The organism is Paraburkholderia caffeinitolerans (genome assembly GCF_902859945.1).
In the GTDB taxonomy this organism is placed as follows: domain Bacteria; phylum Pseudomonadota; class Gammaproteobacteria; order Burkholderiales; family Burkholderiaceae; genus Paraburkholderia; species Paraburkholderia caffeinitolerans.
This window is the reverse complement of the sequence record NZ_CADIKL010000022.1, coordinates 12615-28990: the sequence shown is the minus strand read 5'-3', so window position 1 is coordinate 28990 and position 16376 is coordinate 12615. Positions and strand designations below refer to the sequence as shown.

The window sequence follows — 16376 nt, the reverse complement described above, 5'->3', positions numbered from 1 at the left end:
GACGCTTGGAGGTTAACCCCGATCTTTTGCATCGCGCTGGGCGTACTAGAGTTACGCAATTGGAAACATGCGCGAGCGCGATGCAGGAGACGACACCATGAGCGAAGCCCGAGATGAGGCGAGGGCGCGCTGCCCCATGAGCGCGAACGCGGCGGCGTTCGACCCGTTCAGCGACGGCTACCAGCAGGACCCGCCCGAGTACGTGCGCTGGGCGCGCGAGCAGGAGCCCGTGTTCTACAGCCCGCAACTGGGCTATTGGGTCGTCACGCGCTACGACGACATCAAGGCGATCTTCCGCGACAACCTCACGTTCTCGCCCTCCATCGCACTCGAAAAAATCACGCCCACCGGGCCCGAAGCCAACGCGGTGCTCGAGTCGTACGGCTACGCCATGAACCGCACGCTCGTGAACGAAGACGAGCCTGCGCACATGCCGCGCCGCCGCGTGCTGATGGAGCCGTTCACGCCCGAGCATCTGAAGCGCCACGAACCTCTGGTGCGGCGTCTCGCGCGCGAATACGTCGACCGTTTCATCGACACGGGCCGCGCCGATCTCGTTGACCAGATGCTCTGGGAAGTCCCGCTCACGGTAGCGCTGCATTTTCTCGGCGTGCCCGAGGAAGACATGGATATGCTGCGCCGCTACTCGATCGCGCACACGGTCAACACGTGGGGGCGTCCACGCCCGGAAGAGCAGGTGGCGGTGGCGCACGCGGTAGGCAACTTCTGGCAGTTCGCGGGCAAGGTGCTGGAGAAAATGCGCCAGAACCCCGAGGGCCACGGCTGGATGCAATACGGCATCCGCAAGCAACAGGCGCATCCCGAGATCGTCACGGACTCTTATCTGCATTCGATGATGATGGCGGGCATCGTGGCCGCGCACGAGACCACGGCCAACGCCACGGCCAATGCGATGAAGCTGCTGTTGCAGCATCCGCGCGTGTGGCGCGAGCTGTGCGAAGACCCGAGCCTGATACCGAACGCAGTGGAGGAGTGTCTGCGCCACAACGGCTCGATCGCGGCGTGGCGGCGGCTTGCAACGAAAGACGTGCGGATCGGCGGCGTCGATATTGCGGCGGGCTCGAAGCTGCTGATTGTGACGTCGTCGGCGAATCACGACGAGCGCCATTTCGCCGACGCCGATCTGTTCGACATTCGCCGCGACAACGCGAGCGATCACGTCACGTTCGGCTATGGCGCGCACCAGTGCATGGGGAAAAATCTCGCGCGCATGGAGATGCAGATTTTTCTCGATGAATTTACGCGCCGGTTGCCGCATATGCGGCTTGCCGAGCAGCAATTTACCTACGTGCCCAATACGTCGTTTCGGGGTCCGGAGCATTTGTGGGTGAAGTGGGATCCGGCTCAGAACCCGGAGCGCACCCATTTCGAATTAGCAAGCGTGCGTGTGCCGGTACGAATTGGCGAACCGTCGTCGCATGCGCTGAGCCGGCCAGCGGTGGTCGAGCGCATGGACGCCGTGGCGCAAGGCGTCGTTCGGCTGCGTCTTGCCGCGCCCGAAGGCGCGACGCTGCCGCGCTGGGCGCCCGGCGCGCATATCGACCTCGAATGCGGCGAATATGGAGCATGCGGCAACGGTAGCGAGGGCGCGCTGTCGCGCCAGTATTCGCTGTGCGGCGACCCGGCCGACACGGGCGCGTTCGAAATCGCGGTGCTGCGCGAAACGCAAAGCCGCGGCGGATCCGTGTGGGTCCACGACGCGCTGCGCGAGGGCATGCGCGTGAGAATTCGTGGGCCGCGCAATCACTTCCGGCTCGACGAAGCGGGTGAATCAGGCAATCGCGCCATTTTCATCGCGGGCGGCATCGGCATCACGCCGATCAGCGCGATGGCGCGCCGCGCGCGCGAGCTCGGCATCGACTACGAACTGCACTATAGCGGCCGCACGCGCGGCGGCATGGCATTCGTCGCGGAACTCGCGCAACTGCATGGCGAACGGCTGCGCCTTTACGTCTCTGATGAAGGCACGCGCAACGATTTCGGTGCGCTGCGCGTGGACGGGCAGACGCGCGTCTACGCGTGCGGCCCGGCGCGCATGCTCGACGCGCTGGCGGCTGCAAGCGCCGCGTGGCCCGAAGACGCGTTGCGCATGGAGCACTTCGTTGCCCGCGCGGGCAAGCTCGACGCGGCACACGAGCATGCGTTCGAAGTCGAGCTCAAGGACTCGGGCGTCGTGCTGGAGGTAGCGGCGGACCAGACCGTGCTCGATGCGCTGCGCGCCGCGAATATCGACGTGCAGAGCGACTGCGAGGAGGGCCTGTGCGGCTCGTGCGAGGTGCGCGTGCTGGCGGGCGAGATCGATCACCGCGACGTGGTGCTCACACGCGCCGAACGCGAGACGCAGACGCGCATGATGACCTGCTGCTCGCGTGCAAAAGGCAAGCGGCTGACACTCGAACTGTAGCGGAGCGGGTGATATGGCTGAACACGGCATCGAGCGTTTCTACCGCTACGTGCACCTGTTTCGCATTGACTAAGGCACGAGCCAGATTTAGCGGATCGTCATTGCGCGCAACATGATGCGCTCGGCGAAGGTGTTCTAACGTGCCTGGTGGGCTTTAACTCATCTCATTCGAACTGGCCGATGCCATCGGCCACCAGCAGATCGACGAGCTTGCGTGCGAACAGCGGCAGCGCTTCGCGATCGGCCACGCAGATCTGCAGCTTGCGCACGGCCCACTCGTTGGTGAGCGGCACGATCTTGAGCGCCATGGATTGCGCGTGGCGGCGCGCCGTGCCCTCGGGCAGCACGCCAATGCCGATGTTCGCTTCGATCATGCGGCACGCGGCTTCGAAGTTGCTGACCCGTATGCGCCAGCGGATGGTGCGCTGCAAATCCGAGGATGCGCGCTTGAGAAACGCGTAGATCGCGCTTTCGTCGGGCGGGCCCACGAAGTTGTGGTCGAGCGTCTGGGCAAAGTCGATCTCGCTCGCCTGCGCGAGCGGATGCGAAAGCGCGGTGGCGAGCACTAGACGGTCGCGCCGGTAGGGCATGACCTGCAATCCCTCGGTGCGCACCTCGCCAGCCACGATGCCGATGTCGACGCTGCCGTCCTGCACGGCGCGAACGATATCGGGACTTAGCCGCTCGTGAATGTCCACGTACACATCGGGATGATTGATGAGGTAAGTGCGCAGCACGGCGGGCAGGAATTCGCTTATGGCCGTGGTGTTCGCGAACACGCCCACGTGACCCTTCACGCCTACCGAGTACATTCGACGTTCGTTTGAACGATAGGGCACACGTGGCAAGGGTCTCGCAGATGCTGCGAATTATTGCGCCGCAGCGAAGTACGCGCCATTAGCGGAATCACGGGTTAACCGTAGACGAATCGGGTATTCGGCATATTCAAATTGTACGGGTGCGTGTGTTGCGTCAAGCTGCAAACCGGACAAGCGTCGTGACGAACCATGAGATGGCGCGCGCGATCGGTCCGGTCGGCCATCTGCTCGAAGACGGCGAGCGGCCCATGTCGTTCGAATTGTGGCAACGTGTCGAGGACGAGGCTTCGGCGCATCTGCGTGGCGAGGCGTGATTTCTACCTATAGCCACATCGGAGATTTGTCGTGTCTCAATCAGAACAGGAAGTCTCGCAAACCGAGCCGCTCGAAGCGTGGCTCGACAAGACCGAAACGCTCACCGACGAGATCACCTTGTTCCCGTTGCGTGCGCTCGCGGCCACGCTCGAGCGCGATGCGCCGGGCAACGCCGTGCCGCCGCTGTGGCACTGGCTTTATTTCCTGCCCGTGGCGCCGCTCGCGCAAGTAGGTCCGGATGGTCACCCGAAGCGCGGTGGTTTCCTGCCGCCCGTCGCGCTGCCGCGCCGCATGTGGGCGGGCAGCCGCCTCACGTTTCACGCGCCGCTGCGCGCGGGCGAGACGGCGCAGCGCATTTCGACGATCGCCAATATCGAAGACAAGACCGGGCGCAGCGGCCGGCTCGTGTTCGTGACGGTGCAGCATCGCTATGAATCGGCGGGCGCGCTGTGCATCGAGGAAGAGCACGACATCGTCTATCGCGATGCGCCGCTGCCCGGCGCGAGCGCGCCGAAACCCATCGTGGCGCCCGCGGACAACACCTGGTCGCGCACGCTGGTGGGCGACTCCGTGATGCTGTTCCGCTATTCGGCGCTCACCTTCAACGGCCATCGCATCCACTACGACTTTCCGTATGTCACGCAGGAGGAGGGCTATCCGGGGCTCGTCGTTCACGGGCCGCTCATTGCCACGCTGCTGCTCGATCTCGTGCACCGCGAGCGGCCGGACGCGAGCGTCGCGAGTTTCGCGTTTCGCGCCGTGCGTCCCACGTTCGGTGGCCATGCGTTCACGCTGTGCGGTAAGCCTAGCGGGGACGGCCGCACGATCGAATTGTGGGCCAAGGACCACGAGGGCTATCTGACGATGCAGGCCACCGCGACGCTTGCCTGAATCGAGTCCGCTGCACCCGTGCATTTCGCTTATGCGGCCATGACTTATGCAGCCACGAATTACGCAGCCACGAATTACGCGCCCATGAATCCTGCTATGACCGATCACCCCAACCGCACGCTTGCCGCTTTTGCCGCCACGCTCGATTTCGACGCCATCCCCGCGCCGGTGGTCGAGCGCACCATCAACCTCTATGTGGACTGGCTCGGCTCCGCGCTTGGCGGCAAGGGCGCGCGCCCGGTCGAGACCCTTGCGCGCTTCGCTCGAACGGCGCGCGGCGCGCAGTGTCCTCAGGACCCGTGCGACGTCGTGATCGACCGCAGCCGCAGCAGCCCGTATTTCGCGGCTATGACGAATGCCGCCGCCTCGCACTTCGTCGAGCAGGACGACGTTCACAACGGCTCCGTGTTCCATCCCGCGACCGTGGTGTTCCCGGTCACGCTCGCGCTCGCGCAGGCGCTGGGAGCTTCAGGGCGCGAGTTCATCGCGGCTATGCGGGCGTGAACGAGTTCGAGCACGGCTACGCGCAAGCGGACATCGCGGCGTTCCGCGAGCGTGTGACGATGGCGCTCGACGAAGAAGTGGACCGTGCGTATCCGGCGCGCTGGATCGGCAAGGTGAGCGTGACCACGCGCGACGGCCGCACGCTGCACGCGCGCGTGGACGAGCCCAAGGGCGACCCCGGCAACACGCTCTCGCGCGAGGAACTGGCGACGAAGTTCGTGCGGCTCGCGGCTTTCTCGCACGCGGCGAGCGAAGCGGAGGCGCGCGCGTTGGTGGAGCGGGCGTGGCGCATTGCCGATGTCGAGCGCGTGGGCACGCTCTTTGGTGCGAGCATGGCTGCGAGTGTGACCACCGCGTAGACGATAAGCGCACACGCAAAAAACGCCGGATTTCCCGGCGTTTTTTGCATCAACATCGTCTTCAATACAGCGCGTCAGCTTGTCTGCGCGGACGGCTTGCTACGCATGAAGCGCAGCGCGAAGCGCACGAGCTTCGGCATGGTCTCCGGGCGCAGCAGGCGCGTGTCGTAGCCCGAGAAGCGCCGGTCGTTTTCTTCGAGGCACAGGCGCATCAGATCCGGCACGTTGATGTCCACGTCCGAGACCGACTGCGCGCCGTTCACGGTGAAGTTGTTGTCCTGCTGCTGCTCGTTGCCCTCGGCGTCCATGGTGCGCGCGAGGCCGATGCGCTCCCAGCCCAGAAACACCCACACGCGCGCCACCTTCAGCTCGAAGGCGATGCGCCGCCACCACGAAAGCCGCGTGCGGTGCCACGCCACCCAGTTCGCGAACAGCAGGATATGGCGGCATTCTTCCTGCATCACCGGTTCGAACGTGTCGATGAGTTCGGGCGGGAACAGCCCCGAGCGCTTCGCGACCTCGAACAGACCGAACGCGAAGAAGCTGTCCACGCATTCGCTGTAGCCGGTCACGAGATAGGCCCACTCGGCGTCCTTCGGAAACGCGTAGGGCGGCTCGCTTGCGAGCGCGATGCCATAGGCGCGCACCATGCGCGAAAGCACTTCCTTATGGCGGCTTTCTTCCCACGCGTTGAGCGCGAGCGCGGCGCGCATGTCGGGGTCTTCGACCGTCGCGGCATAGGCCGCCATGCGCAGGCGCGCCTTGCCCTCGGTCTGCACCGCGATGTCCCAGATCGGCAGCTCGACGATGCGCTTGAGCGCCGCGGGTTCGAGCGAGGGCCATTCGAGCACCGAGGGCCGGTACGGGTTGAAGGTCTCGCGAAACATGCGGCAGGTCTCGCGGCGGTGCGCGTCGGAGCCGGGCGTAAGCGGGCCGGGCGCGACGCTCGTCCAGTAGCGCGTGTTGTGTTCGGCGGCGTCGAGCGTCGCGCGGTCGGGCGGCTCGCTCGGCAGTTGGGGCGCGTTGAAGTCAGGGATCAATTGCGCCGTGTCGAAGGCGTCGAGTACTTGATCGTCCATCTGAAAGCGTCTCGTGTGTTGGGGGCGTGTTATTCGGTGACTTGCCGCGTCGGGCAAACGCTTGATTTTGTCACTGATGCGCGGAATTCGCAGCGGAATCCGCTTGCCCGGCGCCGGCGTCGTGGTCGTCGGCGTGGGTGACATGCGTGCCGCATTGATTGCAGAACGGGAAGAACGCGAAATTGCGCGCGCCGCAACTGCAGACTTCGAATAGCCGCAGCCCGCAGTGAATGCAGAACGAGACCTGGTCGCCACCCAGATGCCACGGCTTGTCGCAAGACGGGCACAGCTTCTTTTGATACGCGCCGATGGCCTTTTCGTAGACCACGGTGCGGGCGCGTTCGCTCTGGCTTTGCTGCATTTCCGCGCGCTTGCGTTCGACGTAGCGCTGGAACGCGCGCAGCATGTAGAGCCCCGCGAACACCGTGAGCGCAATGCCCACGAGCACGCGCACATAGCCGCCGAAATCGGGCAGATACGGCACGAGCTCGACAAAGAACGCGCACAACGCGAACAGGCCGAAGCCATAAATGAACGGCCAGTAGCGGCTTTTGCGGCGCTTCACAAACAGCCAGACGGCCACTAGCAAGATAGGCAGCGTGAGCGCGAGACGCCAGCCGAACACGGTGAGTTCGTAGCGCCGTTGCGCGGCGGCGTAGCGCGCGTCGGCGCCGGCCTGGGCCTGGGCGAGCTGCGTGTTCAATTGCTCGCCGCGTGCCTCGAGCGCGCGCTGCTGGTCCGCGAGCGTGTCGCGCCGGCGCTGCCAGTCGATCACGCTCGCCTGCAGCAGGTCGAGCTTGCGCGTGCGCGCGAGCAGTTCGATGTCGTTGCGGTTGTCGCCTGTCGCCGTGCGCGTGGCGATCCAGTTGCGCAGGCTCTCCTGGGCGTCGCGATAGTCGGTGTTCGCACGGTCGTACGCAAGGCGCAGGGTCTGCGCCTTGTCGTCGAGCGCGCTGCGCTGGCGCTCCAGATCGCGCGTTTGCGCTTCGAGCGGCGCGACGGCGGCGCGGTCGACAAATTGCTCGACGCGGGGCGGCCCGCCGTGCGGCGCGAACATGAGGTCGCGCATCACGAGGCTGCCGAGCATGTCGAGAAACAGCGCGAACACGATCGCGATGATCCACGAGGCAATCTGCAACAGGCGGGCGGGCCGCGAATAAGCCTGACTGGTGTTCATGAGCGGTTCTTGGGGGAGCGCAACGAAAGGCCAATGGGCGAGCGCTATTGTAAATGGCGCGGCGCGCGGGCCAATGGCGCGCGTTGCCGCCATTGCAAAACACTCAACGATCAGTGAGTGCATTTCAATGAATTGAATAATCGCCAACCTGTCCTTTTTATCGGACATTTTATTGGCGTCGGTTCACTCGAAAAAGGTAGAGTGTCGCGAATGGGCGAACCAACAGACGAATGGCACGGCCAGCGTCTACAGACGTTCGCACCAGGGGGCTTGTGCGAAACGGCTCATTGCACCCACCGTTTTGCCGCCGCGTCATTACCAGTCACAACCGGAAGCTTGCACACGTGCGCATCCTGTCGATATTCGGAACGCGGCCCGAAGCCATCAAGATGGCGCCGCTCGTGAAGTGCCTCGAAGCCGAGCACGGCGTACAGTCCCTCGTCTGCGTGACGGGGCAGCATCAGAGCATGCTGCAACAGGTGCTCGACCTGTTCGATATCACACCCGACTACAACCTCGCGGCGATGACCGCCAACCAGTCGCTCAACGGGCTCACCTCGCGGCTGTTCGCGGGGCTCGACGACGTGCTCGCCGAGGTCGCCCCCGATCGCGTGCTCGTGCACGGCGACACGGCCACCAGCATGGTGGCCGCGATCGCCGCGTTTCACCGGCGCATTCCGGTGGGGCACGTGGAGGCGGGGCTGCGCACCGGCAATATGTTCGAGCCCTGGCCCGAGGAGATGAACCGCCGCGTGGTGGACGTCGTGGCCGACCAGCTGTTCGCGCCCACGGCCAGCTCCCAGGCCAACCTCGAAGCGGAGGCGCTCACCGGGCACATCGTCGTCACGGGCAATACGGTCATCGACGCGCTGCGGCTCATGTGCGCGCGCCTCGACAGCGACGAGGCCATGCGCACGCGCATCGACGCCCAGTTTCCGTTTCTCGAGCCCGAAGGCACGGGCCGGCCGCTGCTGCTCGTCACGGGCCATCGCCGTGAAAGTTTCGGCGAGGGCTTCCAGCAGATCTGCGCGGCGCTCGCGGCGCTCGCGCAAACCGGCAAGATGCAGATCGTTTATCCGGTGCACCTGAATCCGAACGTGCGCGGCCCGGTGCTCGAGACGCTCGGCAACGCACCCAACGTCCACCTGACCGATCCGCTCGACTATCCCGAGTTCGTGCGCCTGATGCAGCGCGCGGCCATCGTGCTCACCGATTCGGGCGGCGTGCAGGAGGAGGCGCCCGCACTCGGCAAGCCGGTGCTCGTCATGCGCGACGTGACCGAGCGGCCCGAAGCGCTGGCCGCCGGAACGGTCAAGCTGATCGGCACCGACCGCGATGCGATCTATAACGCGGTGCTCGAACTCGCCGTCGACGAGTCGGCGCGCAGCGCGTACGCCCGCCGCGTGAATCCCTACGGCGATGGCCACGCTTCGGAGCGCATCGTCGCTTCGCTCGTCGGCAAGCCGTTCACGCCGTTCGCGAGCCACAGCCTGCCGGGTTATGCGCATCCGGTGCTGGCCGCGCGCCCCGACGAGCAGTGAGAGCAGGGGGCCGTCGCGAGGCGGCTCCGTATAAGTACAAGCAAGGACCAACAAGGCGCGCGCCTGTGCGCATGACGCCCACACCATGAGGCACGACGTGAAATCGAATTCGACCTTGCATCGGGGTCCAGGTGCGGCCGATCCCGAGGGTATCGCGGGCACGCGCTGCCCGCGCGGCAAGCGCATTGCCATGGCGGTGTACGCGCTTTACGCGGCGTCCGCTGCATTGAGCGCGCTGTTGAGCACACTGAGCACCAACGCGCACGCCGCGCCCGCGGACCTCGCCGGCGCGTTCGCGCAGCTCGGCGCGGGGCGCGTGGAGTCGCGCACCGTTTCGCTCGCCGATCTCGGCATGCGCGAGCCGGTCGTGCTGCGCGCACCCGATGCCGTGCAGGAGCTCTACCTGCCGGTGCCGGCCGACTTGCCTATCCAGAATGCGACGCTGCAACTCGACGCGAACTACATGCGCGGCAACGGCGGACGCACGACCTTCTTGCTCTCGCTCGACGGCACGCCCGTACAGTCGCGTAATCTGACCGAAGCGCAAGGCGACGGGTCGATCAGCCTCGGCGTGGATGGCGCGCCGCGTCCCTCGGGCTTCGTGCGCGTGGGGCTGCAATGGTCGTCCGTGCTCAGCGACGCGTATTGCACGGACCAGACCGCGATCGCCAATCTCTGGCGCGTCGCGCCCACGACGCGCTTGAGCTACCAGTTCGACGCCGCATCGATCCACGACGTGCGCACCGCATGGAGCGCGCTGCCGTCAAAACCGGTGGTCATGGTGAGCGGCGCGAAGCTCGACGCCGCGGCCTACGACGTTGCATGGCGGCTCGAAGCGCTGCTCATGCGCAGCGGCGCGAGCCCGGTCACGCAGATCATGCCCGCCGTGGGCGACACGGTGCATCTGGGCAGTGTGCAGATGAACGCGGCGTTGCAGTCCTTGCCCGCGTTCGCGGCGCTCGCTGCGGGCGGCGACCACAAGATCGCGAACCCCGCCGAGCTTGGCGCGCTCATCGCGCTCGCGCCCGAGGGCGCTTTCGCGCCGAACGTCGTGATCGACGATGCCGCGCTGCGTGCGCATATCAGCGAAGCACTCGATGCGTTGCGCGCGCAAGTGCAAGGCGTGTCGCCGGAGGCAGCGCAGGCGTTCGACGCATGGCGCAAGCGCGCGGGCGGGCCGTTGCTCGCGACGTCGTCCGATCCGCTCGTCAAGGGTGAGGTCGCGCTCGTGCATCCGGGCGGCCTGCCGACGGTGGTGGTCGGCGACGACCTTGGCGTGAGCGCGCTCTCGCGCGTGTGGAGCGCCGTGGGCGCGTCGAACCGGCTGGTGGTGCACGAGCTGGCTCCCTCGCCGAACCGAAGCGCGGGCGGCAGCACCGACCAGCTTGCGCTGTCGCTCGTCGGCGGCACGCCCCGCACCTTGAATGTGCTGACGAGCGCCGACTGGGACGCAAATTTCGATCTCGCGGCGGTGTCGGGTAATGGCGAGATTCCGCGCCGCGTGGAACTCGATCTCGCGGCGGCGCCGGCGGCCGACCGCAATGGCCAGACCGCCTCGGTGTTCTTCAACGGCGTGCTGATCGGCGCGAAACTCCTCGACACCGACGGCCGTCAGCAACGCCTGAGCGCCGACATTCCGGCCTACGCGCTCGGCACCACGAATACACTGCGCGTGCGGTTCCAGCGTCCGCCCCAAGGCGAATGCCGCCCGCGCGAGCAGGGCTATCCAGTGGCCGTGCTGCCGGGCAGTCATCTGGTGCTCGGCCAGGGGCCGCTCGCCGAGAACTTCACGGGCATGATCGTGCGCTTCTCGCAGCAGGCCACCGTGCTCGTGCCGCAGTCGTATCTCGCCGATCCAGTGGCGAGCCTGCCGCGCATCGCGCGTCTGGCCAACGCCACGGGCGTGTCGCCCACGCGCGCCACGCTGCAAGCCGTGGCCGACGGCCAGGCCGCGCAGCCGGCGGGCCCGTTCCTCGCCGCCGATGTCACGCTCGACAAGCAAGACGGCCACGCGAGCTTCGAAAACGGCCGCGTGACGCTCAAGGGGCGCGGCGGTGCGACGCTGATGGACGTGTCGGGGCTCGCCAAGGTCGGCGTGATTGAGGTGGTGCGCTCGGGCAGCACGCCGGGCGTGCTCTACCGCAGTGTGGGCGCGCCGCCCGAGCTGCCCGCGAGCCTCCAGTACCTGCAGGGCGACGTGGCGATCGTCGCCGGCTCGGGTGTGCTCAAGCAGTTCGACACCCAGTACGCGGGCGGCGTGCCGCCGCTGGACGACCAGCGCTCGTGGCTCACGCGCCACTGGGCTAGCTGGGGCGTGCCCTCGATCTCGATCGCGGTGCTGCTCGCGTTGATCTTCGGAGCGGGCTTTGCGCGCAGCCGTGCGCGCAAGCGTTCGGCTGCGGCTGCCGAGGCCAAGGCGAAGGAGAGCGAAAACGCGGCGGCCCAGGAAGGCGGCGACAACTCCAGCAACTCCGACAACAAACAGGGCTGAGCGTGAGCTGGAACACGATCGACTGGTGGCTGAACTATCTGGCGGGCCGCTACTACCAGGGCATGGAGTACCTGGCGGCGGCGGTCGCGGTGATCATCCTGCTTTCGAGCATCGATGATCTGTTCATCGACGCGTGGTACTGGGTGCGCAGGACCATCCGGTACTTCACCGTCGAGCGTCGCCATCAGCCGTTGCGCGCCGAGCAGCTCTACGAGCGCGAGCAGCAGTGGCTCGCGATCATGGTGCCCGCCTGGCGCGAGGAGGACGTGATCGCGGCGATGGTCGAGAACGCGGTGAAGGTGCTCGACTACCGCAACTATGTGATCTTCGCCGGCACCTACCAGAACGACGCGGCGACCATCGCCGAAGTCGAGCGCATGCGGCGGCGCTACAAGCAGTTGCAGCGCGTGGAAGTGCCGCACGACGGCCCCACCTGTAAGGCCGACTGCCTGAACTGGATCGTGCAGGCGATCTTTCGCAAAGAGGAAGAGGCCGGCATCGAGTTCGCGGGCGTGATCCTGCACGACAGCGAGGACGTGCTGCATCCGCTGGAGCTGCGCTTTTTCAACTACCTGTTGCCGCGCAAGGACATGATCCAGTTGCCGGTGGCCTCGCTCGAGCGCGAGTGGTACGAGCTCGTGGCCGGCACCTACATGGATGAGTTCGCGGAGTGGCACGCAAAGGACCTCGTGGTGCGCGAGAGCCTCGCGGGCACGGTGCCCTCGGCGGGCGTCGGCACCTGCTTTTCGCGGCGCGCGCTCGTGGGGCTCGCGAAAGAAACGCAGAACCAGCCGTTCAACACCGAGACGCTCACCGAAGACTACGACGTGGGCGAGCGCCTCGGCCGCATGGGCATGAATTCGATCTTCGCGCGCTTTCCGGTGCAGTTCGCCACGCGCCGCAAGACGTGGTTCGGGCTGGGCCCGGTGCGCGAATTCACGCTCACGATGCCGCTATGCGTGCGCGAGTACTTTCCCGATACGTTTCGGACCGCTTATCGTCAGCGCGCGCGCTGGACGCTCGGTATCGGCCTGCAGGGCTGGGAGCAGGTGGGCTGGGTGGGGTCGCTCGCCAACCGCTATCTGCTCGCGCGCGACCGCAAGGGCACCGTCACGGCGTTCGTGGGCATTCTGGCCTATGTGCTGCTGATCCAGTTCCTGCTCTTTACCTACGCCGATCTGCTCGGGGTGCGGCCCGATCTGGTCGCCTCGCCGTTTTCCAGCGCGCCGTGGTTCACCGCGCTGTTGTGGGCCAACGGCATCGCCTTGCTCATGCGTACGGGGCAGCGCGTGTACTTCGTTTCGCGGCTCTATGGCTGGGAGCACGGGCTGCTTTCGATACCGCGCATGGTGATCGGCAACTTTGTGAACTTCATGGCCGTGTCGCGCGCGTGGAAGATGTACCTCGGCTATCTCGTCACCGGCAAGCGGCTCGTGTGGGACAAGACGATGCACGATTTTCCGTCGTCCGATGGCTTCAAGGACCGGCGTCAGCGTCTTGGGGAACTGCTGGTTTCGTGGCACGCGATCGCGCCCGACCAACTCGAAAAGGCGCTCGCGGCGGGGCAGGCACAGGAGGCGCCACTGGGCCGCGTGCTGATGGCGCATGGCTGGCTTGACGAGGAGACGCTGGCCGAGGCGATCGCATTCCAATCCGATTTGCAGCGCGCGCCGCTGGACGCCGCACGGCTCGCGAGCCACGCGCAGGATCTGCCGCTCGAACTCGTGGTGCGCTACCGCGTGCTGCCGCAAGGCGACGATGGTGCAGGAAACGCGCTCGTGCTGTGCGCGAGCCCGCTCGGCGAGGAGGCGCTCGCGGCGTTGCAGGCGCAGTCCGCGTTGCCGATCGTGCAGCGCATCGCGCGCGAAAGCGAGATCGTCGAGGGCCTGCGCCTGCTGCGCGGCGTGCCGGAAGCAGCAGGCCAAGAGCCGCCGGAGCACAGCGAACCGCATGGCGACATGTCAGACCTGCACGCGAGCGATCGGCGCATGCCGCCCGTGCCGCTGCTGGGCGATCTGCTCATCGAGCAGGGCGAGGTGAAGCGCGCGGCGTTCGAAGCGGCGCTTCAGCGTTATCGACCCGCCGAGCATGGGCGCATTGGCGATTACATGGTCCAGCAGGGCGTCATCACGCCGGAGGCGCTGGCGGCGGCGATTGCCGAGCAGGGGCGCAGGCGCGCAGCCATGGCGTCGGCATCATGAAGAAGAATCAGAAGAGTCTGGAGCGATTGGCGATGCGCGAGCGTTGCACGGCATGGGCCGGGGCGGCATCGGTGGCGGCTGCGTGCGCGGGCCTCGTGAGCGGGGTGGGTCTGGTGGGCGCAGCGCCCGCGTGGGGCGAAACCGCGCCCTCGGGAAGCGCGCCGCTGCCGCTCGCGGGCGCGGCGTACCGGGTGGCGCAGCAGGGCTACGACGCCTACGCGCAGCACGATTATGCAGCGGCGCAGCGCTATGCCCGCGAGGCGATACGTCAGCGGCCCGACGTGGCGTCGCTGCGTTTGCTGCTCGCGAATGCCGAGGCCGCACAGGGCAATTGGCGCGGCGCGAGCAGCACGCTCGCGGATGCGATCGCGCAACTCGGGCCGGACGCGTCGCTGGTGGCGCGCAAGCGCCAGATCGATACGCAGGTGGCGGCGCAAGCCCCCGCGCAAGGCACACGCTCGCGCGGCGCTCGCGCGGCGGCAGCGCCGCCGGGCACGGGCTCGCCCGATAATCTCACGGGCCGCGCGTGGGAACTGGCCGGTGACGCCTATCGCGCGTACGCCGCGAAGGACTACGAACGTGCGCTGAGCAAAGCGAACGAGGCCATCGCGCTGCGGCCCGACGTGCTGCGCCTGCGGTTGCTCGCGATCGATTCGGCTACGGCGGCGGGGCACGATGACGCCGCGCTGCAGCTTGCAGAGGATGCGCAACGGCGCTTCGGCGATAACGCACAACTGAGCGCGCAACTGCGCGCGCGCCGCCTGCAAGTGGGCGCGCGCCTTGCACCGCGCGAAGCGGCGGCGGCCCAGACGGCGCAGCAAGGCGGCGACTTGCCCGCAGCGGCATCGCATGTGCGCGCCGCGATCGCCTTTGCACCGGAGCGCATCGGCTACCGTCTGCAACTGTTCGACGTGCTCGCCGCGCAACGCGACATGGTCGGGCTCGACGCGGCCGCGAGCGATGCGCTGGCCGCCGGGGTGAAACCGGCGCTGATGCTTTACGTGACGCGCGGCTATGCGCGCGCGGCGCAGGGGCAGAACGCGCAGGCCGACGACGATTTCGCGCAGGCGCTACGCATCACCGATGCGTCGCAGCGCGATCGCCGCGTGGCGCGCGTGATCATCGCCGATGTCTGGACCGCGGGCGGGCAGCCGCAGCGCGCGCTCGATCTGCTCACGCCGCTCAAGCCCGCAGGCGATGACACCGATGCGCTGATCGCGGCGCGCCGGTACGCAGCGCGCACGGCGCTCGCGCAGACGCAAAATCCAGCACAACCGCAAGAGGGCGAGCGCGTGGCGAGCGCCGCGCGCCCGGTGTTCGACTGCACCGTTGATTCGAGCGGCACGGCCTGCGATGTCTACGCCGCCGATGCGGGTTTCGCCGCGCGCCGCGCCTATATTCTCGCGGCGCAGCGCGGCGACAAGGCCGCGGCGGTCCGTTACGCGCGCGAAGCGGAGGCGGCCGCGCCCAACGATCCGCAACATCGCATCGAACTGATCGATGCGCTGGTGGCGGCCGGCGACACGGACGGCGCGAAGCGCGAGGCGCACGCGGCGCTCGACGCGGGGCTGCTCGACGGCATGCCGCCGCTTGCCGCGGCTTATATCGCGCAGCGCGCGGGCGCGGACCGGCGCGCCTACGAATATTTCACCCAGGCCGACGCGGCGCACGCGTTGCCGCCGCAGGCAGCGGGCGATGTGGGCTACAGCGCCTACCGCGCGCACTTCGACGAGGCGGCCGCGCGCTATTTCGAGCGCGCGATCGACTACGGCACCTCGCCGCCCGATGGCGTCGCGCCCGCCACGCTGCTGCAATTGCAGGACCTGCGCAACGCACACGCGGACGTCACGCGCGACTGGGGCTTCTACGCCTCGCTGAACTATCGCGGCGCGGGCTTGCAGCCGGGCGTGACGACCGGATCGGTGCCCGGCGCGGACGACTGGCAGACCGGCATCGAAGGCTATTGGCGTCCGTTCGGCTCGCTCGGCGACCGCAACTTCGAAGTCTATGCGCGCGCCTATCAGAACTTCGGCGCGAAGGGCGACGCGCCCAGCGGCATCTCGACGACGATCGGCGCGGTGGGCGCGCGCGCGAAGCCGTTCGAATCGATCGACGCGATCATCGCGTTCGAGCGCCTCATTCCCATCGGCTCGCATGCGCCTTCCGACTGGCTCGTGCGGCTGGCCTATTCGGGCGGCTTCGGCACGGAGCGCCGTCTCGACGTACCCTCGTGGTGGACCTTGCAGGGCTACGGCGAGGTTGGCCATTACGTGAGCAATGGCTGGAACTACGGCACCGGCTATCTCGAGCTGGGGCGCACCTGGCGGCTCGACAGCATCAGCCCGAAGCTCACTGTGTTTCCTTATGGCGTGATCGGCATGGACTACGACTCGAGCATCAATCACAGCGTGCCGGTAGGCATGGGTGTGGGCTTTTCGACGCGCTACTGGTTCCGCGACAGCTTCTACAACGCGCCGCGCTCGTATGTGGATGTGTCGCTGCAATACCGCTGGCGCTTGAGCGGCGACGATCGCGCTGGCGGCGTGTTCTTCGGCACCGTGCTGTCGTGGTGAAG

At 67.0% G+C, this 16376-nt stretch carries 9 protein-coding genes and 2 pseudogenes; 8 read left to right on the top strand and 3 right to left on the bottom strand.

Annotated features, from left to right (window positions below):
• Positions 1–97: 97 nt before the first annotated feature.
• Positions 98–2425 (top strand): cytochrome P450/oxidoreductase, encoded by a 2328-nt coding sequence (locus HV773_RS20935; RefSeq protein WP_129562324.1) that lies wholly within the window; start codon positions 98–100, stop codon positions 2423–2425.
• A 164-nt stretch (positions 2426–2589) separates the two neighbouring features.
• On the opposite strand, the pseudogene HV773_RS20930 reads toward HV773_RS20935, so the two are convergent.
• A pseudogene (locus tag HV773_RS20930) lies at positions 2590–3234 on the bottom strand (LysR substrate-binding domain-containing protein); the annotation flags it as partial.
• A 188-nt stretch (positions 3235–3422) separates the two neighbouring features.
• Here HV773_RS20930 and HV773_RS36925 point away from each other — a divergent pair.
• The 3 genes and pseudogenes from HV773_RS36925 (at position 3423) to HV773_RS20915 (ending at position 5312) form a co-directional block, all read left to right on the top strand.
• The gene (locus tag HV773_RS36925; protein ID WP_343052373.1) at positions 3423–3557 is read left to right on the top strand and encodes a hypothetical protein; all 135 of its coding nucleotides are present in this window, start codon (positions 3423–3425) and stop codon (positions 3555–3557) included.
• Between the two features lie 31 nt (positions 3558–3588).
• Positions 3589–4449 (top strand): HTD2 family dehydratase, encoded by an 861-nt coding sequence (locus HV773_RS20920; RefSeq protein ID WP_129562322.1) that lies wholly within the window; start codon positions 3589–3591, stop codon positions 4447–4449.
• A 96-nt stretch (positions 4450–4545) separates the two neighbouring features.
• A pseudogene (locus tag HV773_RS20915) lies at positions 4546–5312 on the top strand (MmgE/PrpD family protein).
• 74 nt (positions 5313–5386) lie between these two features.
• Here the strand turns inward: HV773_RS20915 and HV773_RS20910 are convergent.
• A complete protein-coding gene (locus HV773_RS20910; protein ID WP_129562321.1) occupies positions 5387–6391 on the bottom strand; it encodes a ferritin-like domain-containing protein in 1005 nt (334 codons plus the stop codon).
• Between the two features lie 70 nt (positions 6392–6461).
• Positions 6462–7568, bottom strand: coding sequence for a zinc ribbon domain-containing protein (locus HV773_RS20905; RefSeq protein ID WP_129562320.1), 1107 nt, complete (start codon positions 7566–7568; stop codon positions 6462–6464).
• A gap of 344 nt (positions 7569–7912) precedes the next feature.
• Here HV773_RS20905 and wecB point away from each other — a divergent pair, with 344 nt between their 5' ends.
• From wecB to HV773_RS20885, 4 genes are all read left to right on the top strand, one after another.
• Positions 7913–9109, top strand: coding sequence for a non-hydrolyzing UDP-N-acetylglucosamine 2-epimerase (gene wecB, locus HV773_RS20900; RefSeq protein ID WP_227875302.1), 1197 nt, complete (start codon positions 7913–7915; stop codon positions 9107–9109).
• 97 nt (positions 9110–9206) lie between these two features.
• Positions 9207–11600 (top strand): cellulose biosynthesis cyclic di-GMP-binding regulatory protein BcsB, encoded by a 2394-nt coding sequence (locus HV773_RS20895; protein ID WP_227875301.1) that lies wholly within the window; start codon positions 9207–9209, stop codon positions 11598–11600.
• A 2-nt stretch (positions 11601–11602) separates the two neighbouring features.
• Positions 11603–13801, top strand: coding sequence for a glycosyl transferase family protein (locus HV773_RS20890; RefSeq protein WP_227875300.1), 2199 nt, complete (start codon positions 11603–11605; stop codon positions 13799–13801).
• Positions 13798–16374 (top strand): NfrA family protein, encoded by a 2577-nt coding sequence (locus HV773_RS20885; protein ID WP_129562318.1) that lies wholly within the window; start codon positions 13798–13800, stop codon positions 16372–16374. The genes HV773_RS20890 and HV773_RS20885 overlap by 4 nt, the downstream gene beginning before the upstream one ends.
• Positions 16375–16376 lie beyond the last annotated feature (2 nt).

What these genes read in the sequence shown, in the direction of transcription:
- HV773_RS20935 (WP_129562324.1), top strand. Translation starts at nt 98, where the DNA reads ATGAGCGAAGCCCGAGATGAGGCGAGGGCGCGCTGCCCCATGAGCGCG.
- HV773_RS20910 (WP_129562321.1), bottom strand. Translation starts at nt 6,391, where the DNA reads ATGGACGATCAAGTACTCGACGCCTTCGACACGGCGCAATTGATCCCT.
- HV773_RS20905 (WP_129562320.1), bottom strand. Translation starts at nt 7,568, where the DNA reads ATGAACACCAGTCAGGCTTATTCGCGGCCCGCCCGCCTGTTGCAGATT.
- HV773_RS20885 (WP_129562318.1), top strand. Translation starts at nt 13,798, where the DNA reads ATGAAGAAGAATCAGAAGAGTCTGGAGCGATTGGCGATGCGCGAGCGT.